Raw genomic sequence first — 23,824 nt, 5'->3', positions numbered from 1 at the left:
GATACGGGTCTGGGGCGAGAGGGGGTTCAGACGCCGTGGAACGGCAGACCGGCTCCCGGCACCAGGTCGTCGGTGTCGTCGGACGGGGGCACCAGTGTCGCGCTGCCGTCCGACACGGGCACGATGCCGAGGTCGAGCAGCTCGGTCATCGCGGCGCTGCCGGCCATGTCGCGGACCTGGAGCCGGTAGCGCGCGGTGGTGCGGTACGTACCGCCGGCGTCGTCGGAAACGCGTTGCAGGAACCCGGAGTCGACGAGGAACGCGACGGCCTTGCCGATGATCCCGGTGGTGGACCCGGCGAGCCGGCGGGCGTCCTTGGTCGCGCCGGTCGCGCTGCGGCGGGCGTAGACGCGCCACGCGGCCTCAAGACCGGGGGCGTCGGTCTCGGGATCGCTGTTCTCGCCGGTCTCCTCGGCGCGTTCCTCGAGGCGGCGGCAGGCCTGGCGGACGAACGCGTCGACGCCGTGCACGCTGACGCGGCCGATGTAGGAGTCCTCCGCGAGGTCGTCGGCGCGCGGGAACGCCAGGGCCGCGATGGCCAGGTGCGCGAGGCCGTGCAGGAAGCGGTCGGTCGACTCGGTGGAGGCCCGCCGCGCGTAGTCGCTCATGCGGACGGCGAACACCGAGTCGTCGGCGGCGGTCACGGCCATGCCGGCGCGCGGCGACACTTCGAGGACGACCAGGCCGAGGCCGGCCGCCACCGCGTCACACAGGGCCGCGAAGCGGGGGTCCTCGCGGTGGCGGCGCACGAGTTCGGCGTATTCGGCGTCGCGGGCGGGCAGCAGCTTGGGCTGGAGGCCGAAGGCGACGAGGCGGGCGGCGTCGCTGACATCGGCCGACGTCAGCGCGGCGGGCTGCGGGCCCGCCCCCGGGTGGACGCCGGGGCGGTCCTGGGTGCCGATCGGGTCGTTCATGGGTGCGGGTGTCCGTCCGACGGGTCCATGGGGTCTCCCGGTCCTCTCGGGTCTCGCGGCGGTATCGGGGGCATCGGGTCGGGCTCGCCGACGGCCGCGTCCGCCCGGCGGTCCTCGGCGGTCAGCAGGGCGGTGCCGACGATCAGGTCCGCGCCGCCGACCTCGGGGTCGTCGAGCACGGCCCCGTCGTCCACCGCGACCAGCAGCGAACGGTCGCCCTGCCGCAGTGCGGTGCCCACCGGCGGCGAGGCGGCGTGGAACGCCAACAGCGCGACAAGGTACGGCAGATCGGGGTCGTTCGCGCGGGCCTCGGCGAGCAGCCCGGACAGGCGGCGCGGCGTGTCGGGCGGGATGTCGAGCAGCGCGGCGGCGGCGTCGTGCTGGGCCTCGCTGAACCGGCTGTCGTCGGGGGTGGCGACCAGGTCGGGTTCGGGCACCTCCGTGCCCAGGTGCTCGCGCTCCGGCGGCGGGGTGAGCAGCAGCTCGGTGAGGTCGTGCAGGCGCACCGACACCGGGGTGCGCAGCCCGGTGCCGCGCGCGAAGAAGCGGTCGGTGACGACGCGGGCGTCCGCCACCGGCAGTGCGAGGACCGGCCGCAGCAACTGGCCGTACACGTCGAGGCCGGGGCGCTGCGGACGGGCGGCGAACGCCTGCCGGTCCTGCTCGGCCCGGAACAGCGGCCCGGCCTCCAGCAGGCGGGTCTGCAACTGCGTGTGGCGGCGGATGCAGTCCTGCACGATGTCGACCAACTCGGCGGCGCCGCGCTTGTGGTCGGGGTCCTCGGCTTCGTCGCGGGCGCGGCGGATGTTGGTGAGGATGGCGTTCTCGTGCCGGTAGCGGTCCGCGACGTGGTCGAGCGCCTCGTCGATGAGGTCCGGTACGGAGCGGAGCCAGTCGACGGCGCGGACGTTGCGGCGGGTGGCCTCCAGCGCGCGGCGCAGCATCTCGGCGTATTGGACCGTGCGGTAGCGGGCCTGCTCGGCGGCGAGCCGGGCCTCGGCGAGGCGACCGCGCCGGATGAGGTGTTCGAGCTTGACCTCGGCGGCGATCTGCGCGCTGGTGACGTCGGTGTCGAGCGCGCCGACGAGGACGTTGACCGCCTCGTCGGTGGCGCGCAGGAAGATGTCGCCCTCGGGGCCGGGGACTTCCTCCAGGAGCTTGAAGTCGTAGTCGCGGCGCACATATCCGCCGCCGTGCGTCCACGTCCCGTAGACCGCGCGGAAGCCCCGGTCGACGTTGCCGACGTTGATGAGGTTCTCCACCACCCAGCGTGCGACGCGCTCGTGCTCGGCGGGGCTGCGCTCGGGCGCCTGCGCGGCGACGCGCGGGCGCAGGCGCGCGACGACGTCCTCGTGGTCGGCGCCGGTGTCGAAGTCCATGGTCACGGTGACCAAGTCGATGGCGGTCAGGCCGATTTCCGCCATCGCGTATATCGAGTACTCGCCGGCGAGGTTGACCTTGCGCGCCTCCAGGTCGTGCAGGGGTGCGGTGCACGCGAGGGCCTTGAGGCGGCGTGCGAGGCCTTCCTCGGTGAATCCGGTGCGGTAGGGGCCGGCTCCCGGTGGGGGCGGCGGTGCGGGCATGGCGACCGTGCCCCGGGGTGCGGCGGGTTCGCGGAAAGAAGGGGCAGCCTGGGCGGAAACGGTCACGGTCGACAGCGTAGAGCGTCGGAGCGACACCTCCGACCGCGGTCGCGGGGGACGGACCACCTCATCGCCGTGCCCGGGCGGGGGCGACCGACCGGCGAGTTTACCCGATCGCCGCACCCTCGCCCGGCCGCCGACGCACCGTCACGCGGCGGCCAGTCTGCGCCGGGCCGCCTGCCGCACGTCGTCCTCCTCGGCGGGGTCGCGGGCGAGGACGCGCAGGCGTTCCACCACGCCGTCGGCGGCGACGTCGGCCCAGTCGACGGCGCGCAGGCGCGTCCCGGCCTCGCAGTCCCACAGGCAGTCGACCGCGGTCGTCGCGGTGAAGCCGGGCTCTATGCGGGCGAGTGCGCCCGCGGCGCGGGAGCGCAGGCTCGCGCAGGGGCTTGCGTCGTAGACGTCGCGCACCGGTTCGAGGGCGCCGGTGAGGCCGAGTCTGCCGACCCCTTCGACGAGGTCGATCAGCGTGAAGCGGTCCTGGTGCGCGGTGGGACGACATCGCCGCAGCGCCGCGATCAGCGCGGGGCCGTCCGTGCGCGCGCCCGCTCCGGCCAGTATCCGTACGGCGACATCGGCCAGCCCCCCGCTCGCCGTCGCCGCCGTCCCGGTGGCCGCGCGATCGTCTCCGCCGCGGCCGAACACCTCGCGCACGGTGTGCCCGTCGGCCGCGAGCCAGGTCCGGGCTCTGGCCACCGCCTCCACCGACCGCAGCGCGCCGACGGCCTGGACCGCCGCCTGGCGCACCTGGACCGGGGTGTCGCCGCCGGTCAGCGTGGCCTCCGCGAGGTCGAGCAGGGCCGGGTCGGCGACCTCGCCGAGGTAGCGCAGCGCGGCGACGCGGGCGCCCTCGGCACCGGCCCAGGCGGTCGCGAGGATGAGCCCGCGGTGCTCGGCCGTGGCCACCGACGCGAGGCGCCGACCGCAGACGAAACTTCTGCGCGGGCTGGCCGCGGCCTCGGACAGCACCTGGTCGACGGTCACCGGTGTCCGCGGAGCGGCCTCCTTGCCGCGCGACAACTCCCAGCGCCACCAGTCGAGATCGACTTTCTCGACGACGGCGCGCAGGCGTGCGTCCGCGAACCCCCACTCGCGCCACGGGCGCATGGCCGCGGCACGGCGCACGCAGTCGTACAACTCGTCGTCATCGGCGCGTTCGAGGGCGAGCGCGAGCATCCCGGACAGCGCCTCGGGGTCGGCGGCACGGGCCAGGTGGTCGAGCGCGAGGGTCCAGTCGCGGCCCTCCTCGGCGTAGCGCCGCAGCAGCGCGACCGCCTCGGGGCGGTCGGCGCGGGCGAGGTCGCCGAGGACGGCGAGGGGAAGCGCGGTGCGGTCGGCGCTCTCGTCGGTCCAGTCCTCGTCGCACAGCAGGTGCTCGGCGAGCGCGTCGAGGGACGCGTCCAGCTCGGCGTACAGGCGTGCGTAATACAAGGAGCGCGACTCGGACGCGGGGACGGCACGCGGGTCGCGCAGCACGCAGTCGTCGAGAGCGGCGACGACTTCGGCGCGCGCGGCACCGTGCTCGGTGACCGCCCGGCGGGCGCCCGCGCCATGGCCGCTGCGCAGCCGGGCGCGCAGATCGCTCCGCGTCGCGTGGCCGGCCGGGGTGCGCGCGGAATCGGCCGGGTCGGCCGAGTCGTACGCGGCACGTGCCCGACTGGTCATGACTTGTTCTTTCCTGGATCGAACATGCCGCCAGCATCCGCTGCCCCGGATCAGGGGGCAACAGGATTTCAGCCACACGAACAGCGGATGACATCCGGCGAACGGTCCGCGGGTGCGCGCGGGGCTTCGCGGGGCGGGGTGCGCGGGCGCGGACGGGCGCGGCGGGCCGGTCGGCGGCGTCCGGTGCGGCGCGGCTCAGTTGTGGGTGCCGGGGGCGGTCAGGGTTGTCGCGGGGCGGTGATGCGGGGGCGGTGTCGGCGCACCGCGCGGTAGTCCTCGCCGGGGAGCGGGCTGAGGACGCGGGCGGGGACGTAGGCCTGTTGCGCGCAGCTGCGGGTCTGGATCTCGCCCGCGTGGACGACCGCGCCCCACTGCGTCCAGCTGACGCGGGCGCGCCAGGTTCCGTCCGCGTACTGGTGCCAGCTCACCAGCGTGACGTCGAGGTGCTGGCCGTCGGGGAGGCGCAGGCGCACGCGGGGCCTCGTCCGGCGCGGGCGGGTCGGGTCCGCGGCGCCGTGCGCCTCGGGGGCGCCGCCCGGGCCGACGGGGAATCCGTCGGCGCATTCGGGGCCGGGGCCGGGAACCCGGGGAGCGGGCGGGGTGCGTCCGTCGTCGCGCCCCGGGGGCGGGATGGGTGGGATGCGGGGGTGCGCGGGAGCGTGCCCGGGACGACGTGTCGTCCCGGTGCCGGCCGCGGTCTTGGCGCCGATCACGCGTCACATTGTCGGGTCGCGACCGCCGTACCCCGGAGAACTCGGCGCCAACGGAGGAACCAACCACCCATGTGGCGCAAACCTCCCGGTTTAGGCCACTCATCCCTCAAGTCGGGCAATTCGCCTCGTTCGGACCAAGGCACGGAACACAAACGCCGGGATACGGCCTCGGGCAAGGATCAAACCGGTCGGAGCGGATCTCAACCAATCCGGACCAGTCCGAAGCGTTCAGCGTCGGTCGGGGTTGATCGCACGCGGACGGCAGCGCTTCGTGCCCGGCATCCGGGCACGAAGCGCTCGGCATGGACGACCCTTGCGACGGCGCGGCGAGCAACCGGGGCGGCGCGGCCCGGCGGGTGCCGCCACGCGGTTCGCGCCGGGCGCGCGGGCCGACCCTCCGCTACGGTGCACACGCCTCGCGCACGCACCGCCGCTCTCCGCACACGGCGGGCGTCAGGAGACGACGCGCAGCTCCGGGGGGCCGCCGACGGGGAGGCCGAGCATCGAGGACAAGTCCTCGACGAGGCTCGCCGCCTGGGCGAGGGTCAGGCGCTCGACGGTCCATTCCTCGGTGGGACGGCCCTCGGCGTCGGTGTGCGGGCCGAACCGCAGTTCGACAGGGCGTTCCGCGTCGGTCGAGCGCAGCACCGGCACACGCGGAACCAAGGTCACGTTGTTCGACATTCGGCTTCCGATCCGTCGGGGGCGATGACGCCCCGGTGGCTGTGGACACTTATCGACACCTATCGGCCCATCGCGTCCGGTCCTTGAGCCGCGGGCCGCGGTGTTCCGCTTGGAATCCTTGCCAGTTGGGAGCACCGGAACGCGTCCCGCCGCCTCTCGGTGTCCGGGGATCCGGCCGAGGGCCGTTCGTCCGGCCCGCCCGCGCCTCCCCGACCGCGCCGCCGGGAAACCCGGGCCCGTCGGCGTGCCGGGTATGGCCCCCGAGGGGTGCCGGGTACCACCATGGGGAGCGACGAATCGGCCCGGGACGGGCCGTGAGCCGGACGCCGGTGGTGCCGGGAGGTTGTCAGCGTGATCGACGCGTGCGAATCACTCGCACCCGAAACTGCCGAACGCCTGCTTGACCTGGCCGTCGGCCACCCGGCCCCGGGGACGCGCGCCGACCTCCTCGCGCTGCTGGTGTGCGTCGGCGTCCCCGAGCCGCTGCGCCCGCGGCTGGCGGTGACGCTCATGGACGCGCTGTCGGTCGCCGACGCGGACCTCTTCTCCGACCTGGTGAGGACGGCCGCGAGCAGCGACAACCCGGCGGTCGTGATGTGGGTGCGCGCGTTCGCGGCGACGCCGGGGCCCCGGCGGCCGGTGGCCTTGGAGGCGCTGGTCGACGCGGGCGACCCGGACGTGGCGATCGAGCTCCAGCACCTGATGCGCTCCCCCGACGCCGCGGACCGGGCGGTCGCGCTGCGGCTGATCGCGCGCTGCCGGCGCGGCGGCGACCCGGTCCCGGATACCGGGGCGGAGGCCGGCGCGGACCTCGGGCCGGCCGACGGTGCGGAAGTCGGCCCGGACGCCGGGGGTGCCGCGCTCGTCGGGAACACCCGTACCGGGGCCTCCCGTTCGGACCGGCCGACGGGCGGTTCGCACGCGGTCGCCGTGGAGGCCGTACCGGCCCTGCGGGACGTTCCGGCCCCGCATGCCCCCGACGCCGTGCCGCCGGACGGGGCCGCGGAGGAAGCCCCGCGCCCGACCTACCACGGGATCCTCCGCGTCGTGGGGTCCCGCTGGTTCGAGCTGATGCAGCGTCACCCGCCCATTCACGCGACGTCCTTGCCGCCGGAAAGACTCGGACCGCTGCTGGTCGACCGGCTGTTGGACAGCGCCGTCGCGGTCGCGGACGACAACGGCGGCCCCGCCGCACGGGAACTGAACCTGCGGGAGTGGCCCGCGGAGATGCCGTCCGAGACCGCGGTACGCCTGGCCCGCGAGCTCAACGGAGCGTATCTCCCCGACCGCGCGGGGTTGTTCCGCCGCTACCGGCTGGCCCGGCGCGGCGAGGGGCCGGATCTCGCGGTGTCCGCGCACACGCTCGCGGAGCTTGCCGGGGTCGGTTCGCCGGCCGGCGCCGTCGTCGACCTGCTCGACGCGCTGCTGTCGCCCGACGCGCGGGAGAGCGCCGACGCCGCCGCGTTCCTGCGTACCGCCCTGGAACAGGCGTCGGCCGCACGGCGCCGGGGGCACCCCGGGCGCTGAGGCACCACGCGGCGAAGCGGGCACACACGCGGGCGGCCCCGACGCCGCTGCGTCGGGGCCGCCCGGGATGCCTCGTCGGCTGCCGCGAGGGTCAGACCGCGCTCAGGAAGGCCTGCACGATCGGGCCCGCCGCGCTGCCGCCGGACTTGCCCTTCTCGACGAAGACGGCGACGGCGACGTCGTTCTTGAAGGCGATCATCCAGCCGTTGGTGAGGACCTCGCCGTTCTCGGCGAACTCGGCGGTGCCGGTCTTGGCGCCGACGTCGCCGCCGACACCCTTGAGCATGCTCGCGGTGCCGTTCTGCACGACGTTCTGCATGAGGGCCTTGAGCTGGGCCGCGATGTTCGGGTCCAGGGGCTTGGACGCGAGCTTGCCCGGCGGGGCGGGCTCGGTGACCAGCGTGGGCTGGTTGAACGTGCCCGACTCGATCGTCGCCGCGACCGACGCCATCACGAGCGGGCTCGCCGCGACCCGGCCCTGGCCGATCATGGACGCGGCCAGCTCGTTGGCGCTCTCCGCCGGCGGCACGGAGCCGTCGAAGGTGCTCGTGCCGACGTCCCAGGGCTGGCCAATGCCGAACAGGTCGTTGGCCGTCTTGGTGAGGCTGTCGTTCTGGAGCCGGTCGCGCTGGGAGATGAAGCCCGTGTTGCACGACTCGGCGAAGTCCGTCCGGAAATCGGCGTTCGGGATCGGCTCCAGGCCGTCGTAGTTCTTGAAGGTCTGGCCGTTGACGACGAGCGTGTTGTCGCACGGCGCCTTGTCGGTCGTCTTGAGGCCGGCCTGGAGCAGCGCCGCGGAGGTGACCGTCTTGAACGTCGAACCGGGGGCGTACTGGCCGGTGAACGCGGTGTTCGCGCCGTTCGCCGGGTTGTTGGCCGCGCCCAGGATCTGACCGGTCTTGGTGTCGATCGCGACGATGGCCGCGTTCTTGCCGCCGTTGTTCTCCGCCATGACCTTCTCCGCGAGCGCCTGGACGCGCTGGTCGAGGGAGGTCTTGACCGGGGTGCCCGGCTTGCCCTGGATCTCCGCGAGGACGGCGATCTGCGCGTCACCCGCCCCCTGGATGGTCACCTTGCTGGTCGCGATCCCGGCGAGTTCGGCCTGGTAGCGGGCCTGGAGGCCGCTGACGCCGACCTGGTCGCCGGCGCCGGCGTTCTCGTAGCCCTTCTTCTGCAGGATCTCCGACGTGGCCTCGCCGACCGTGCCGACGAGCTGCTTCGCCTTGTCGGACGTCTGCAGGACGATGTCCTTGATGATGATCGCGGCGCCGAAGGGGGCGAGCTTGGCCCGCGCCTTGGCCTCGAACACGTCCTGGCGGAGGGTGACCACCGGCACGGCGTTGTCCGGGTTCGCCTTCGCGACCGCGTCGCGCAGCTTGGGGATGTCCTTGTCGAAGACCGGGTCGGCCAGCGCGGCGTAGATCGCCTCGGCGTCACCGCCCATCTTCGCCGGCCACACCGAGATCGCCACCGCGGGCGTCGGACCCGCGAGCTTCTGGCCGTTGCGGTCCAGGATCGGCGCGCGGTCGGGCACGTCGCGGGAGTTCTTGAACTTCGCGCCGTCCGTGTACTGCGGGTGCACGATCGTGGACTGCCAGTGGACGACCGACTTGCCGTTCACCTTGACCACCGGAACCGACGACTTGAACTCGATCGGGTTCGGGATGCCCTGCACGGTGAGCTTGGCGTTGTACTCCAGCGTCGCGGGCTTGTCGCCGTCCGCCTTGGTGTACGCCCCCGGCGCGTACTCGCCCTGGCGCAGGTCGAGTTGGGTCTGTGCCGCGGTGAGCACGGTCTTCGCCTGATCGGGTGAGTCCGTCAACCCGGCGGCCTTGGCGATGTCCTTCGCCTGCCATGCGGCCAGGAAGTCCTGTGCGGCCTGCTGCCCCGTGTCCTTGGCCTTGCCGTCGTCACTGCACCCGGTGAGCGCGACCGCGACCACGACGGACAGAGCCACCGGCAGTGCCGTGGGAATCCGTCGTCTTGTCCTGCCCACTTAACGCCTCCTGTTTCCGCCCCACCGCCGGGTTTCCGGCCGAACTGTGCCCGCCACGCTATCCAACCGGCCGCCGCGCAGCGCACCCGCGGGCGCGATGGGGCCCGGTTGTGACCGAGCTGTCGATGTTGAAGTGCGGGTGGGCGCAAGGGAGTCGACGAAGTAGGTCGACACGGCGCGTAACGGGCGTGGGACACACGCGGGACGCACACGCGGCTCGTCGGTTCGGACGACACGACGAACGGCTCCTCATCCTCTCGCACGAAAACTCCTGCCGCACGGAAACCATTACGGCGGGACACGCGTCGGATAGAGACATGGGGCCGTACGGCACAGGCCCAACGGACATCCGGTCGGGGAGTGCCGGTCGAGCAGCAGGAGGAGAACCGGGCGATGGGGACCACGAGGATCGCCATTCCGACACCGCCGCGGTACGGATGGCAGGAAGACGCGTCCTGCCGGGGGATGGACGCCGCATTGTTCTTCGGTGACGACCAGGAGCGTCCCGGTGAACGCCGGGCGCGCGAGCGCGTCGCCAAGAAGGTGTGCATCAGCTGCCCGGTCCGGCGGCTGTGCCTGGACCACGCACTGACCGTGCCGGAACGGCGCGGCGTGTGGGCGGGCATGGGCGAGACCGAGCGGGCCGCGCTGTTGCGCGAACGCGAACACGCCGCGTAGCGAAGGAGACATCAGGTTCGGATACGGGGCCGGGCGTCGCGGGGGCGGCCGGCCGGCGGTCGGGCGCGCGGGCGCGGAGGCCGCGTCGGGGGAACGGCACCGCGCTGAAGGCGGTGTTCGTCGCGGACGCCGTGCCGCGTGCCCGCCCACGGCACATCGGCCGGTACTCAGCCCGGCAGTTGATCATCCGTCACCAGCGCCTTGACACCGAGGCGTTCGCCGACCTCGGGCGGACACGCGGCGACGATGACGGCGACGCCGGCCCAGTCGGCTCCCGCCTCGTCGACCATGCGCCGCACCGCGCTCGCCTGGGCGCCGGTCTCGATCCACTCGTCGACGAGGAGCACCCGGTCTCCCGGCCGGAAGAGGCGCCTCGGGGCGATCAGGGTGAGACCGCCGTCCTGGTAGCCGGGCGGCGTGCCGGCGCGCAGCATCGGGTCGGCGCCGTCGCGCTGCCCTTCGCCCGCGACGCGGTACTCCTTGCGCACCTCGACGAAACCCACGCCGAGCGGCAGGGCGGCGAGCGGGCCCAGCACCAGGCCGCGCGTCTCGATGCCCGCCACCACCGTCGGCGACGCGTCCGCGTGCAGCCCCGCGAGCGACGGGCCGAGCATGCGCAGCAGTTCGGGATCGCGCCACCAGCCGGACAGGTCGGCGAAGACACCGACCGGCGTGTCCCGCCACGCGAAACCCTCCCGGAGCCGCCGCACGACGTCGCGAGAGTCCGTCACGCCCATATCCGCTCGGTCCGTCCTCTCTCCCGGCCGCCGCGACGGCCGCGCCCACCGCGACGACCGGGCAAGGCTACCGGTCCGGTGATCACGGCGGCCCCTCGGACGAACCTCAAGCCGGGCCGCGCACGGGTATTCGCACCGGACGAGCCCGCGGTCGCGCGTCTTCGGGACGAACCGCCGTACGGGGAATGCCGGTTCGTCGCGGTTCGTGGGGGTCGGCCGGGGACGGACCCGCGCGGACCGCGCCCCCGGCCGCTGTTCCGGCCGTACGATGTCACCCGGTTTCGGGCGGCTCAAGGGCGTTGTTACCGCTGGAAGCACGGACATTCCTCTACCGTGTGTGCCAGACGGCCGATCGTCCTCGTTCGGCTGCCCGATCGACGGTCCGCGCAGGCGGGAACGACCACGTGCGAGGAGAACTCCCCCGATGACGATGGTGCGGCTGCGGCGGCAGGATCCGCGCGTCGTCGGGTCGTACCGCCTGCTGCGCCGGCTGGGCGCGGGCGGCATGGGCGTGGTGTACCTCGGCACCGACCGGCACGGCAACAAGGTCGCGCTCAAGCTGATCCGGCCCGAGTTGGCGAACAACCCCGAGTTCCGGTCCCGGTTCGCGCGCGAAGTCGCCGCGGCGGCACGGGTGCGCGGCAACCGCACCGCACCGCTGGTGGACGCCGACCCGGAGGCCGCGCGGCCGTGGCTGGCCACCGCATACGTCCCCGGCCCGTCGCTGCAGCGGCGCGTCGGCGACCGCGGGCCCCTGAGCTGCGTCGACCTCGCGCGCGTCGGGTCGGCGGTCGCGGACGGCCTGGTGTCGGTGCACGCGGCGGGTGTGGTGCACCGGGACGTCAAGCCGTCGAACATCCTGCTCTCGCCCGACGGCCCGCAGATCATCGACTTCGGCATCGCGTACGCCGACGGCGCGGGCACCCTCACCCACACCGGAACGGCCGTCGGCTCGCCGGGGTTCCTCGCCCCGGAGCAGGTGCGCGGTCAACCCGTGACGCCGGCCACGGACGTCTTCGCGCTCGGGGTCACGCTGGGCTATGCCGGGCGCGGGAGTTCGCCGTTCGGGTCCGGCCCGGTCGATGTGCTCCTGTACCGGGTCGTGCACGAGGAACCCGACCTCGAAGGGGTGCCCGGTCCCGCGCTGCCGCTGATCTCGGCGTGCCTCGCGAAGGACCCGCTGATGCGGCCGAGCGCGGAGGAAGTCCGGGACCGGCTCGCGGTGTTGGCGCGGCGTCAGGCCGAGGCGGCGGGTGACCCCGGGCCGCGGTCCGGCGCGGTGCGCACGAGCGGTGGGAAGTCCGGTGGCGCGGGCGCCGGTTCGGGTGGTGAGCAGGCCGGGGCGCACCGGTCCGGGGCGCACGGCAACGGGCACGACTCCTCGGCGCGTTCGGCCGCCAAGCCGCCCAACGTCGCCGGACTGGCCGCCGCGGCGGAGCTGTTGAGCGCGCCACCCGGCGCATCCGACGCCGCGGCCGGGACGGACACCGGACGCAACCGTGCGGGCGCCAGACCTCCCGCGAAGCCGCGGACGCCCTCCGGGGGCAACGGACCGCGGTCGCGGGGCGGATCCACCACCGGCGGCGGCAACCGCCCCTCGGCGCAGCAGCGCCGCCGTGTGCTGCTCCACCAGGCCATCGTGTTCGTGATCGTGACGGCCGTGGTCGCCCTCGCCATCGCGGCGTTCCAGGGCGGCGGCAGCTCGCACAAAGCGGCCGACCCGACACCGGGAGTGGTCGACGACGGGCCGGGCGAGTTGGCCGCGGCGGCGTCCGCTCCGGCGGCGGACTGGGCGAACCGCACGTACGCGGACCCGACGGCCGGCGGCGCGTCCGTGACCCTGATCGGGGGTACGGCCACGGTCGGCGCGGACCGCGTCGACCTCGCCGCGACGCTGCCCGCGACGTTCTACGGCGAGCCGGCCACCGTGGTCATCCTGACCCGCACGCCGCTGGACGGCGGCCCCGCGACGCACTTCGTCGAGTTGTTCCGCTTCGACGCGGAGCGACCGACGGCGCTGGGTGTCAAGGCCGTGCCCGCGGACCCGCGGGCGGCGGCGACGCGCTGGGCCGTCGAACCGGGCGCGATCCTGCGTACCGTCACGGTCCCCGGCGAACCGGACGTGGTGACCCGCTATGAGGTCCGTACGGACGGCAGCCTGCGGTAGGGGTCGGCGACACCCGCGGCGCACGGGCCTTCTCGGCCCGGAGATCATGCGGTTCCGGTGAGTTCGCCCGGGTTCGCCGCAACACACGGTGGTGCCCGGTGTCTTGGCCACGGTGTACCCGCGAAGAGTCCTGCGGGCGGCCCGAGTTGCCGAGCGAGTGTCGGCCCTCCCGTCGGGGCGCACCGCCGCCTGCTCGTGCGAAGGGCGCCCCTCGCGGTGTGCGAGGGGCGCCCTTCGGGGGAAGTCGCCTGGTGGTCGGGAGCGTTCGCCGTGCGGCGCCGACCCGGCTGTCGGCGGATCAGCCGAACTGGCGTTCCAGGTCCTTCAGTTTGCGCTCGAGCGAGTCGAGGCGCGGCAGGGTCATCGTGTCGTCCTCGGCCGTCAGGTCGATGACGTCTTGTCCGCCTCCGGAAGCTCCCTCGGCCGGCGAGGGAAGGGCAGGACGGCTCGAAGTGTCCCCACTGTCGAGGGAGTTGCTGGTGAGGCTGGATGCGCTTTCATTTATGGCCGGCTCCGAAACAGCTTCGGAGCCCCCACCTCCCGGCAGAGCCGCGATCTCCTGGCGCGGGCCGGAACGGCCCCAATGACGGCTCTCACCACGGCTGATGGCCTTCAACTGGGCGCGCTCGCGCCTGCTCTGCAGGCGCCGGAGTTCGCGGTTCTCCTTCTTCGTGCGGCGGTCCTCGCGAACCTCCTCGACCGCCTCGTCGAGGGTGCGTACGCCTTCGAGCAGCATGAGCGACCACGCCGCGTACGTCTCACGCGGCGCGCGCAGCCACCGCACGATCCGGATCTGCGGCAACGGCCGCGGCACGAGGCCCTGTTCGCGCAGCGCCGCGACACGGGTCTGCTTCAGCGCGCGGTCGAACAGCACGGCCGCCGCCAGCGACATGCCCGCGAAGAACTGCGGGGCGCCGTCGTGTCCGACGCCGCGCGGCGCGTGCAGCCAGTTGAACCACGCGGAGGCGCCCGCGAACGTCCAGACCAGCATGCGGGAGCCGAGCGCCGCGTCACCGTGGCTGGCCTCGCGGACCGCGAGGACGGAGCAGAACATCGCGGCACCGTCGAGGCCCAGCGGCACGAGGTATTCCCACCCGCCGCTCAGCCCGAGGTTCTCCCGCCCGAAGCCCATGAGGCCGCGGAACGAGAGGGCCGCGGCGACGGCGGCACAGCAGAAGAGCAGCGTGTACGACGCGATGCCGTACCACAACTCCTTGCGGCGCCTTCGTTCTTGCTCCCGTTCCCAACTGTCGTCGAGACCGGTGGCGGCCGTCGCGGCGGCTTCGCGCTTCGCGCGGAGGAGATACGCCACCAGCGCGACCAACAGCACGAATTGGACCAGGCCGACGACGGCCCAGGCCAGGGGTACACCCATGATCTTCATGAAGCCGTTGTGCCTCACTTCCCATACCTGGTCCGGAAACCGCGGACGCCGTTGCCCCTTGGCCGTGAGCGAATCGGCGCGCACCGGACCGGAGTTCGGAGCGTTCCCTGCGCGCCGGATGTCCCCTCGTACGGCGCCCTATCTTGGCGGAAAAACCGCTTCGCGTATCCCGAATGCCGGAACAACCCCTCCGCGGGTGAACACAGGCCCACCCCCAGGGACTTGCCGCGACGGCCGGGAGCATGCCGATGGGACGCTCCGAAACCGGTGCGGTCGAAAACTCGACCGCCCGACGATACAGCCGTTCGGGTGACGCGTGCGCGGACGCACCGCACCGTGGACGTGTTGCCGGTCGAAATTCCGTGCGACACACGCGCGTTGGTGGCGGAGACTCCGCCGCACAAAGGACATGACGAACCTTCGGTCGAACGGCGGAGGCCAACCATCAACCACGACGCACTCAAGCTACACCGCCGCGCGATGACACTCGGCGGCCACCCGTTCACGGTAGTACGCGGCCGACCCGCTCACGCCCCCGGGCGGCCGTGACCGACGGCATAGAACGCGACAGCCGCCGCGGCACCGACGTTGAGGGAGTCGACGCCGTGCGACATCGGGATGCGCACGAGTTCGTCCGCGGCGTCGAGCGCCTTGCGGCTCAGGCCGGGGCCTTCCGCGCCGAGCATCAGCGCGCAGCGTTCCACGGCGGCGTACGGGAGTTCGTACAGCGGCACCGCCCGGTCGGCGGGCGTCAGGGCCAGCAGCGTCAGGCCCGCGTCGCGCACCGCGCCGAGCGCGTGCGGCCAGGGCGCGAGGCGCGCGTACGGCACCGAGAAGACCGCGCCCATCGACACCTTCACCGAGCGGCGGTACAGCGGATCGGCGCAGTCCGGCGACAACAGGACCGCGTCCATGCCGAGGGCGGCGGCGCCGCGGAAGATCGCGCCGATGTTGGTGTGGTCGTTGACCGCCTCAAGGATCGCCACGCGCCGTGCGCGGCCGAGGAGTTCGCCGACCGGGGGCAGTGGCTTGCGGTGCATCGAGGCGAGCGCGCCGCGGTGCACGTGGTAGCCGGTGACGTGTTCGACGGTGTCCGGGGCCGCGACGTACACCGGGCCCTCGGCGTTCTCGATGACGTCGGCCATCGCGTCCAGCCAGCGTTCGGTCAGCAGCATCGAGCGCAGCGGGTAACCGGCTTGCAGGGAACGGCGGATGACCTTCTCGCCCTCGGCCATGAAGAGCCCTTCGGCGGGCTCCCGGCGGCGGCGCAGGTCGACGTCGGTGAGGTCGGTGTAGTCGGCCAGACGCGGATCGCGCGGGTCGTCGACGCGGATGACGCGCGTCATCGGGCGATCTGGTCGGCGACCGCCACGACCTCGCCGACGACGACGATCGCGGGAGGCCGCAGGCCCTCCTCCCGCACGTCCGCCGCGGCCCGCGCGAGCGTGGTGCGAAGCGTCCGCTGGGTCGCCATCGTGCCCTCCTGGACGACCGCCACCGGCGTCGCGGCGTCGCGGCCGTGCGCGATCAGCGTCTCGGCGATCGCCCCGAGGCGCTCCATCGCCATCAGCAGCACGAGGGTACCCCGCAGGCGGCCGAGCGCGGCCCAGTCGACGAGCGACTCCGGGCTGTCGGGGGCGACATGGCCGGAGACGACGGTGAACTCGTGCGCCACGCCGCGGTGGGTGACCGGGATCCCGGCGATCGCGGGCACCGAGATGGCGCTGGTGATACCGGGGACGACCTCGACCGGGATGCCCGCCGCGGCACACGCGATGGCCTCCTCGAAACCGCGCCCGAAGACGTAGTTGTCGCCGCCCTTGAGGCGCACCACGAACTTTCCGGCCGACGCGTGCTTGACGATCTCGTTGTTGATCGCGTCCTGCGCCATCGCCCGGCCGTACGGGATCTTCGCGGCGTCGATGACCTCGACGTCGGAGGCCAGTTCGTCGAGGAGCGCGCGCGGGCCGAGCCGGTCGGTGACGACGACGTCCGCCTCGGCGAGCAGGCGACGGCCGCGCACCGTGATGAGGTCCGGGTCGCCGGGGCCGCCGCCGACGAGCGCCACGCCGGCCTTCTTGCCCCGGAAGTGCGCCGCACCGAGCGCCCCTTCGCGCATCCCCTCGAGGATCCGGTCGCGCACCGCGGCGGCGCGGCGCGGGTCGCCGCCCGCGAGGACCGCGATCTGGAGGCCGTCGTGCCGTCCGCTCGCCGGCGTCCAGGCGCTGGCGTGCGAGGCGTCGTCGGAGCGTACGCAGAAGATCCGCCGCGCCTCGGCATCGGCCTCGACGGCCGCGTTGACCGCGGTGTCGTCGGTCGCGGCGACGACGTACCAGGCACCCTCCAGGTCGTCGGCCCGGTAGCCGCGGCGCTCCCAGCGCAGCTCGCCGTCGTCGGCCATCGCCTCGACGGACGGGGTCGCGGCCGGTGCGACCACCAGCACGTCGGCCTGCGCGTCGACGAGTCCGGCGAGGCGGCGGCGGGCGACCGCGCCGGCCCCCACCATGACGACCTTGCGGCCGGCGAGACGGAGGCCCGCGGGGTAGGCGGGGACGTCGTCGTACTTCGGGGACATGGCGTTCTTTCTCACTTTTCGTCGGGGCCCGGGGGTGCGGGCCCGTGGGCCGTGCCGGTGCGCGCACGGCGGTGCCCTGGGCCCGTGCGCGGCGGGTTCACGCGATGCCGCCCGGACCCCGGCGGGGATGACCTCCCCCGCCGCGGTCCGGGCGGCTGCCGCGTGCTCCCGCCCGGTTCAGCCGGTCTTGCCGCTGACTCCGGCGGAGTCGAACGTGGCCACATCGTGCATCACGCGGGCCGCGCTCTGCACCAGGGGCAGGGCCAACACGGCACCCGTCCCCTCGCCGAGGCGCAGTTCCAGCTCGACCAGCGGACGCAGCCCCAGTTTCGCCAGGGCGGCGGCGTGGCCCGGTTCCGCCGATCGGTGGCCCGCGACACACGCCGCGAGGGCGTCGGGCGCGATGCGGTGCGCGACCAGGGCCGCGGCCCCCGCGATGACCCCGTCCAGGATCACCGGCGTCCGCATCGCCGCGGCACCGAGGATGAACCCCGCGAGCGCGGCGTGCTCCAGACCGCCGACCGCGGCGAGGACCCCGACCGGGTCGTCCGGGTCCGGGGTGTGCCGGGCGAGTGCGGCCCGGATGACCTGCACCTTGTGGTCGTGCGTGTGGTCGTCGATCCCGGTGCCGCGGCCGGTGACCTCGGCGACGTCGGAGCCGGTGAACACCGCGATCAGCGCCGCCGACGCGGTGGTGTTCGCGATGCCCATGTCGCCGGTCAGCAGGCAGCGGTTGCCCGCGGTCACCAGGTCGCGGGCGGTCTCGACACCGACCTCTATGGCGCGCATGACCTCCTCGCGCGTCATCGCCGGGCCCTCGGTCATGTCGCCGGTCCCGGGGCGGACCTTTCGCGGCAACAGGCCCGAGGCGACGGGCAGTTCGGCGGCGACACCGACGTCGACGACGCACACCTCGACACCCACCTGGCGGGCGAACGCGTTGACGACCGCGCCGCCGCCGAGGAAGTTGTGCACCATCTGCGCGGTGACTTCCTGCGGCCACGGCGATACGCCTTGGGCGTGCACGCCGTGATCGGCGGCGAACACCGCGACGGCGGCGGGCTCGGGCACCGGCGGCGGACACACGCGCGCCAGCCCGGCCAGCTGGGCCGAGATCATCTCCAGCACGCCCAGCGAACCGGCCGGCTTGGTCATGACCTTGTGCCGGTCCCACGCCGCGCTCAGCGCCTTGGCGTCGAGCGGGCGCACCGAGCGGATCGTCTCGTCGAGCAGGCGCACCGGGTCCTCGCCCGGAAGCCCGCGCCGCCCGTACTCCTCCTCGTGCACGACCCACGACAGCGGCCGTTGCTTGGCCCACCCGGCCTGCTCCAGCTCGGGTTCGCCCGGGAACGCGTCGACGAAGCCCACGCACAGGTACGCCACGATCTCCAGGTGCTCGGGCAGGCCCAGCTCCGAGCGCAGCTCGCGCTCGTCGAAGAAGCTGACCCACCCGACGCCCAGGCCCTCGGCGCGGGCCGCGAGCCACAGGTTCTCGACCGCGAGGGCGCTGGAGTACGGGCCCATCTGCGGCTGCGTCTGGCGTCCCAGCGTGTGGCGCCCGCCGCGCGTCGAGTCGACGGTCACGACGATGTTGACCGGCGTCTCCAGGATCGCCTCGGTCTTGATCCCGAGGAACTGCTTGGCCCGGGCCTTGGGCAGGGACGCCGCGTACGCCTCGCGCTGCCGGGCCGCCAACGCGTGGACGTTGGCGCGGGTCTCCTCCGAGCGGATCACCACGAAATCCCACGGCTGCGAGTAACCGACGCTGGGTGCGTGGTGCGCGGCCTGGAGGACGCGGATCAGGACCTCGTCGGGCACCGGGTCCGAACGGAAACCGGTGCGCACGTCGCGGCGTTCGCGCATGACGCGGTGGACCGCCTCGCGGGCGGCGTCGTCGTAGCCGGGCGCGGGGTCGGCGGGGTCCTCACCGGGCTCGGGCTCGGCCTCGGCGGCGCGAGCCGGGTCGCCCGTGGCCTCGTCGGCGTTGTCCTCGCCCGCGGCTTCGGCGGCGGCCTGCGCCTCGTCGGCGCTCCGGGCGTCAGCGGGGCCTTCCTGCGCGTCCGCAGTGCCGGGGCTCGGGCCGTCGCCGCCGCGGCCGTCGCGGACGCCTTGGGCGCCTCCCGCGGCGGCTTGGCTGTCCTGCCCGTTCTGAGCCCCCTGCCCGTCCCGGCCGCCCTCCGGAAGCTCCCCGGCCTCGGCCTCGGGGGAACCGGCGGGCGATTCGGCAGCGGCCGGGGCGGCGTCGTCGGCGGAGCCCGCGGCCTCGGGTGCGGCCTGCGGGGCGGCGCCTCCGGCCGGCTCCTCCCGCGCGTCGGACGGCTCGGCGGTCGCGTCGCCCCGCGCGGGTGCGGCTGCCGCCGGGTCGGTGGCCGCGGGTGCCGCGTTCGCGGGCGCCGGCTGCGGGGCGGCGGTCCCGGTGTCCGGGGTCGTGCCGTCAGCGGTCTGTTCCGGCTGCTCCGGGTGTTCCGGTCGGCCCGCCTGGTCCGCGCCGGTCTCCCCGGCGGAGTCGTCCCCGTCCGGCGTGCCCGGGGCGTGCTCGGCCGAATCGGCCGCCGCCGGTTGTGTGTTCGCGGCGGATTCGTCGGCGGTCCGGGCCTGCTCCGCGGGTTGGCCCGCCGCGCCCGGCTGCGGAGCCGCGCTCGGTCCGGCCGCGTCGGACGGTGCCGACCGCGGTGTGTCGGGCTGGTCCGCCGCCGCATCGTGTGCCGCGGCCGGAGCCGCCGCCGCGGCGTCCGCCGTGGGTCCCGCGGCCGGCGCCGACGACGGTACGTCAGGGCCGTCCACACCGCTCGACTCCGCGGCCGGGCCCGCCGACGCGGAGTCCGCCCGCGGTTGCGCGGCCGGCGGCACCGGGAGCGGCTGCGTGGGCGCCTCGGACGCGTCGACGGCCTGCTCGGGCGCCGACTGCCCCGGGGCGGCGGCGTCCGCCGGCGCCCCCTGGGCGGGGACCGTGGCCGTACGCGGCCCGCGGCGGCGACCGGACGGTCCCGCCGACGCGTCCGCCGAGGCCGCGGCCTGAGCCGACTGCTCATCCTGGGCCGACCGCGGCGCGGGTTCGGCCGGTGCGGGCTGCTCGGCCTGCGCCTGTGCGGGCTGGGCCTGGGCGGCCACGCCGACGGGGGCGGGACGCGGTCCGCGGCGACGCGCGGCCGGCACCTGCCGACCGGCGGCCTGGGCCGGTTCCCCCTCGGGCGCCGCCTGAGCGGCCTGCGCGGGCACCGTCTGCGCGTCGGCGACGGCAGCGTCTGCGTCTGCGTCTGCGGGAACGGCCTGCGCAGGCTGCACGGCCTGCACGGCTTGGCCCTCGTGCGGGACTTGTTCGGTCGGGGTCGCCCGGTCGCCCGGTGCGGCGGGCGGCGCAGCCGCCGGGGCCTGTGGCGACCGCTCGGCCGGGACGGGCTGTGCCGCCGGGGCCGCCTCGTCCGTCGGCGCGGGGGTCTCCGGGCTCGCGGGCGCGTCGGTGGACGCACTCGGCTGCGGGCCGGATTCCGGGGTGCCGTGCGAGGCTGCGGGGTTCGCGGGGGGTTCCGTTGCGTTCTCCTTGCCGGGCGTGCCTGGCGCGCTGTCGTCGCCCGGGGTGGGGGCTGCGGCAGCGGCGTTCGCGGCGCCGGATCCCGGCGCCGGGGCGATCGGGGGTACCGGGATCGGTCCCTGATGCGCGGGAGTGACCTGGGCACCGGCGGCGGGCGTCCCGGCGACCGGAACGGCTGGCGGCTGGGCCTCGCGGGGCTCGGGCGCCGGTTGCCGCGGTGTCGGCGCCGATTCGGCCGCGGGTGCGGGAGCCGGTGCCGGGGCGGGGGCAGGGGCGACGCGGGCCTGCCGCGCTCGCCGGGCGGCGACGCGTCCCGGCCCCGAGGCGGACCGTGCGGGACCCTGCCGCGGGGCAGCCGCGGTGTCCCCCGACACGGGCCGGGTCTCCCCGGCCGGGGCGGGAGCGGTCGGCGCGTTGTCCGGAACGGCAGTCGAACTCACGTTCTCCGCAGAGGAGTTCGGCGAGGCGGGTGCGGGGGCGGAGGGTGCCGGGGACGGTGCCCCGGGTTCCTGTCCCCCGGTCGGTGCGGGTGTTTCCCCGCCCGGTTGCGGGACCGCCGGGGACTCCGCTCCGGACACGGGCTCACCGGTCGGCGCGGCGGGCGCCGAGGCCGCCGCGTTCGGCGTCTCCGCGGCCTGGGTGGCCGCATCCGCCGCCGAATCGGGGACGGGTGCGGTGGCGGGCGGGGCAGCCGGTGCCTCCGCGGGCACCGGCACCGGGTCGCCCGCCACGGCGCGCACCCGCGTGCGCGGGCGCGCGCCGGGCGTACGCGGCCGGGCTCCCGCGTCCGCCGCTCCTGACGAGCCGGGCTCGGCGGCGGGCTGTGCGGCCGGCGGAACCTCGGACGGCGCCGCGCCGGCCGGGGCTTCCGGCGGCGTCTCCGGGTTCGCCGCGCGCGCCCGCAGGTTGCGCGTGCGCACACTCCGGCGCGGCGCGGTCTCCGGGTCGGCGAACGCGGCCGTACGCATACGGCGCGGCTGCGCGGGTGCCGGGGCCGGAGCCGGTTCGGGAGCCGCCTCGTGGACGGCGCCCTGTGCGGCCTCCCCGGTCGCGACCGGGCCGTTCGGGGGCGGCGGGATGCGCGGCATGTCGGCGGGTGCGGGACCGGTCTCGGGCGCGGGGGCCTGAGTGTCGGCGGGGGCCTGGACGCCGGGCGCCGCCGGATTCGGCGGCTGCGGTGCCTGGGGTGCCTGCGGTGCCTGCGGCCCGCTCGCCGCTTGGGGGTTCCGCAGTGTCCCCGCCGGTGCGGGAGCGGATGCCGAACCCTGCGGCTGTTGTCCCTGCGGCTGCCGCGTCGACGCGGCGGCCTCCGACGACGCGGTCGCCTGCTCGGTGCCGGACTGCGCGGTGTTCACCGCGCCGGATTGCTCGGGCGCGGCCTGCGCCTCCGCACCGGGTCGCGTGTCACTCCGCGGCGGCACCGGAGCCGACGAGGCCTCGACCGCCTGGGCGTTCGCGTGGGCGGCAGACACCGGGCCCGCCTGACCCGGCACCTCGACCACCGGCTGCGCGGCGGCCTGCGGCGCCGCCGGAGCCGACGCGGCGTCAACCGACGGCTCGTTCACGGGCGCGGCGGGCGGCTGCCCCGTCGCGACGGGAGCGTCCGCGACCGGTCGCGCGGTGTCGTGCGGCGGAACGGGAGCGGGTGCGGCATCGGCCGACGGCTCGGCGTGGGGCTGCGCTGCGGGTGCCTGCCCCGGTGCCTCGGCCACCGGCGGTGCCGCCGACGCGGCTGCGGCCGTCGGTGTGTTCGCGTGCGCGGCGTTCACGTCGCCGGTCTGCCCCGCCGAGGCGGGCGTCTCGGCCCCCGGCTGCGTGGCGGCCTGCGGCGTCGCCGGGGACGGTGCGGTGTCGGCCGACGCCGCGTTCGCCCGCGCGGCGTTCGCCTCGCCGGGCTGCCCGGGCACGACCGGCGGTGCCGGGTTCGCATTCGGGGCCGGCCGGACGGCCTGGTGTTGGGCCGATGCGGGCCCGCGCCCGACGCGGCGCTGCCGTCGCGGCGGCAGCGTCGTGCGCGGCGGCGGGGTCGTCCCGGGAGCGCCCGTCATCGCCTGGATCTGCTGCGACTGCGGGGAGCCGTTGGGCTGGTGCGGGAACTGCACGGGCGTGGCCGGGGCTTCGGACCCGGGCGCGGGCTGCTGCCCGCCGGGCGCGGTCTCGGCGACGGGCTGTCGCGGTGCCGTGGCGATGCTCCCGGACCGCTCGGTGGACGGCTCCGCCATCCCGCCGGGCTGCGCGGGGTGGTGCGGCTGCTGCGTTTCCGCGCTGGGGCGTACGCCGGACTCGGGCATCGGCCCGCCGTCGACGGCCGGAGGGGCGAAAGCGGGTGCCGCCCCGGAGTCGGGCGCCTGCTGCCCGTGGACCGCGAAACCGGCCGCCGGCGAAGGCTGCCCGACCGGCGACGCGGCGTCCGGCCCGGTCTCCGGTCCCCGGTGCGCGCCGGAGGACTGCGGGTGCGGCGGGACATGCTGCGGCACCTGCTGACCCGGTGCGAACTCCGGTGCGGGCATGCCGAGTTGGGGTCCGGACGCGGCGGGTCCGAGCCCGGCGGGCGGGACCGGGGCGGCGGCTGCGGCCGACATCCGGTCGGCGAGCGACCGCACCGGACCCGACGTCGGCTGGGTGGTGTCCTGGAGCGGAGCCGCGGGCGCGGCAACCCCCGGGTGCGGCGCATACGCCTGCGGCGGCTGCCCGGCGGCCTCGGGTGCGCCGCCGGGGAAGGTCTGCGGCGGGTGCACGCCGTGCTGCGCCGAGTCTCCGGCGTTGTGCGGTACGGCGAAGCCCGGGGGCGCCTGCGTCGGCGGCACCGGGGTCGGGCCCATCTGGGGGGCACCCGGCGACGCGGGGTCCACGGGGGCACCGAAACCGGGCACGCCCGCCTGGTCGGGATAGTCGGCCGGCGACGCGGGCCGCTGTGCGTCGGCCGGGACCACCGCCTCGGGGTGGCCGCCCTGGGGCGGCACTCCGTAGGCGCTCTCCGGCGGAACAGGCGGTGCGGCGTGGCCGGGCGCGCCCTGGTGATGCGGCTGCGGCATGCCGTCGTGAGCGTGCGGCATCTCCTGCACCAGGTGCGTTGGTTGCTGCGGGTGCGCCTGGTGGTGAAGCTGCTGGTCCTGCGGGTACTGCGGCAGGTGTCCGGGGTGGGCCCGCGGCGTCTGCGCGTCGGGGTGCGGGTGTTGACCGTGCTGCTGCCCCACCTGCCCCACCTGCCCCACCTGCCCGACCTGCCCCGCCTGCCCGACCGGCCCGGTCTGGCCCACCGGGGGCACGTACCCGAGCCCGTCGGCCGGGGTGCCGACCGCGTAGCCGGGGGCGGGCACCTCACCGGCCACCGGGCCCGCGGGCATCTGCACGGCCCGGAAGTGGCCCGATTCCGTGGGGACTTCCGCCCAGCCGCCCTGCGGGCCCGGCATGAGCAGGGCGTCGTCGTCGTCCAGGTCGTCCAGGTCGTCGAGTCGGCCGCTGCCGTCGACGTCGGGGTAGCCGTACGCGGGGGCGGTGGCGCCGGGGTGCCCCGGTGCCACGCCCGCGTTGTGCGGCGGACGCAGTTCGTCGTGCTCGTTCATGCCCGCACCTCACCGAGCTCGACGCCGCATCCGCGAAGCGCGC

At 75.3% G+C, this 23,824-nt stretch carries 14 protein-coding genes; 3 read left to right on the top strand and 11 right to left on the bottom strand.

Annotated elements, in window-relative coordinates:
- Positions 1-26: 26 nt before the first annotated feature.
- The 5 genes from LO772_RS28605 to LO772_RS28585 form a co-directional block, all read right to left on the bottom strand.
- Positions 27-914, bottom strand: a complete 888-nt coding sequence (locus tag LO772_RS28605; RefSeq protein WP_231774908.1) for a hypothetical protein — start codon at positions 912-914, stop codon at positions 27-29.
- The gene (locus tag LO772_RS28600; RefSeq protein WP_231779763.1) at positions 911-2,497 is read right to left on the bottom strand and encodes a hypothetical protein; all 1,587 of its coding nucleotides are present in this window, start codon (positions 2,495-2,497) and stop codon (positions 911-913) included. The genes LO772_RS28605 and LO772_RS28600 overlap by 4 nt, the downstream gene beginning before the upstream one ends.
- 207 nt (positions 2,498-2,704) lie before the next feature.
- Positions 2,705-4,222: a HEAT repeat domain-containing protein gene (locus tag LO772_RS28595; protein ID WP_231774907.1), complete on the bottom strand. Its 1,518-nt coding sequence runs from the start codon at positions 4,220-4,222 to the stop codon at positions 2,705-2,707.
- Between the two features lie 218 nt (positions 4,223-4,440).
- Positions 4,441-4,935: a hypothetical protein gene (locus tag LO772_RS28590; RefSeq protein WP_231774906.1), complete on the bottom strand. Its 495-nt coding sequence runs from the start codon at positions 4,933-4,935 to the stop codon at positions 4,441-4,443.
- 453 nt (positions 4,936-5,388) lie between these two features.
- A complete protein-coding gene (locus LO772_RS28585; RefSeq protein WP_231774905.1) occupies positions 5,389-5,619 on the bottom strand; it encodes a hypothetical protein in 231 nt (76 codons plus the stop codon).
- Between the two features lie 351 nt (positions 5,620-5,970).
- Here LO772_RS28585 and LO772_RS28580 point away from each other — a divergent pair, with 351 nt between their 5' ends.
- Positions 5,971-7,146 carry a hypothetical protein gene (locus LO772_RS28580; RefSeq protein WP_231774904.1) on the top strand — a complete coding sequence of 392 codons (1,176 nt, stop codon included), beginning with the start codon at positions 5,971-5,973 and terminating at the stop codon, positions 7,144-7,146.
- Positions 7,147-7,237: 91 nt separating this feature from the next.
- Here the strand turns inward: LO772_RS28580 and LO772_RS28575 are convergent, their stop codons facing one another.
- On the bottom strand, positions 7,238-9,103 hold the full coding sequence (locus LO772_RS28575) for a penicillin-binding transpeptidase domain-containing protein (RefSeq protein ID WP_231774903.1): 1,866 nt from the start codon (positions 9,101-9,103) through the stop codon (positions 7,238-7,240).
- Between the two features lie 399 nt (positions 9,104-9,502).
- Here LO772_RS28575 and LO772_RS28570 point away from each other — a divergent pair, with 399 nt between their 5' ends.
- Positions 9,503-9,820, top strand: a complete 318-nt coding sequence (locus LO772_RS28570; protein WP_231774902.1) for a WhiB family transcriptional regulator — start codon at positions 9,503-9,505, stop codon at positions 9,818-9,820.
- Between the two features lie 167 nt (positions 9,821-9,987).
- Here the strand turns inward: LO772_RS28570 and LO772_RS28565 are convergent, their stop codons facing one another.
- Positions 9,988-10,551, bottom strand: coding sequence for a phosphoribosyltransferase (locus tag LO772_RS28565; protein ID WP_231774901.1), 564 nt, complete (start codon positions 10,549-10,551; stop codon positions 9,988-9,990).
- 430 nt (positions 10,552-10,981) lie between these two features.
- Between LO772_RS28565 and LO772_RS28560 the strand changes: the two genes are divergently transcribed.
- Positions 10,982-12,724, top strand: coding sequence for a serine/threonine-protein kinase (locus tag LO772_RS28560; protein WP_331717277.1), 1,743 nt, complete (start codon positions 10,982-10,984; stop codon positions 12,722-12,724).
- Positions 12,725-13,022: 298 nt separating this feature from the next.
- Here LO772_RS28560 and LO772_RS28555 read toward each other — a convergent pair whose 3' ends face one another.
- From LO772_RS28555 to cobT, 4 genes are all read right to left on the bottom strand, one after another.
- Positions 13,023-14,108, bottom strand: a complete 1,086-nt coding sequence (locus tag LO772_RS28555) for a DUF2637 domain-containing protein (RefSeq protein ID WP_231774900.1) — start codon at positions 14,106-14,108, stop codon at positions 13,023-13,025.
- 527 nt (positions 14,109-14,635) lie between these two features.
- On the bottom strand, positions 14,636-15,454 hold the full coding sequence (locus LO772_RS28550) for a TrmH family RNA methyltransferase (RefSeq protein WP_231774899.1): 819 nt from the start codon (positions 15,452-15,454) through the stop codon (positions 14,636-14,638).
- A complete protein-coding gene (cobA, locus tag LO772_RS28545) occupies positions 15,451-16,683 on the bottom strand; it encodes a uroporphyrinogen-III C-methyltransferase (protein WP_231774898.1) in 1,233 nt (410 codons plus the stop codon). Before cobA ends, LO772_RS28550 begins: the two co-directional genes overlap by 4 nt.
- A 177-nt stretch (positions 16,684-16,860) precedes the next feature.
- Positions 16,861-23,781, bottom strand: a complete 6,921-nt coding sequence (gene cobT, locus LO772_RS28540) for a nicotinate-nucleotide--dimethylbenzimidazole phosphoribosyltransferase (protein WP_231774897.1) — start codon at positions 23,779-23,781, stop codon at positions 16,861-16,863.
- Positions 23,782-23,824 lie beyond the last annotated feature (43 nt).

It is taken from the genome of Yinghuangia sp. ASG 101, from assembly GCF_021165735.1.
GTDB lineage: Bacteria > Actinomycetota > Actinomycetes > Streptomycetales > Streptomycetaceae > Yinghuangia.
Note: the sequence above shows the minus strand (reverse complement) of the source record. Positions and strands in the feature narration are given on the sequence as shown.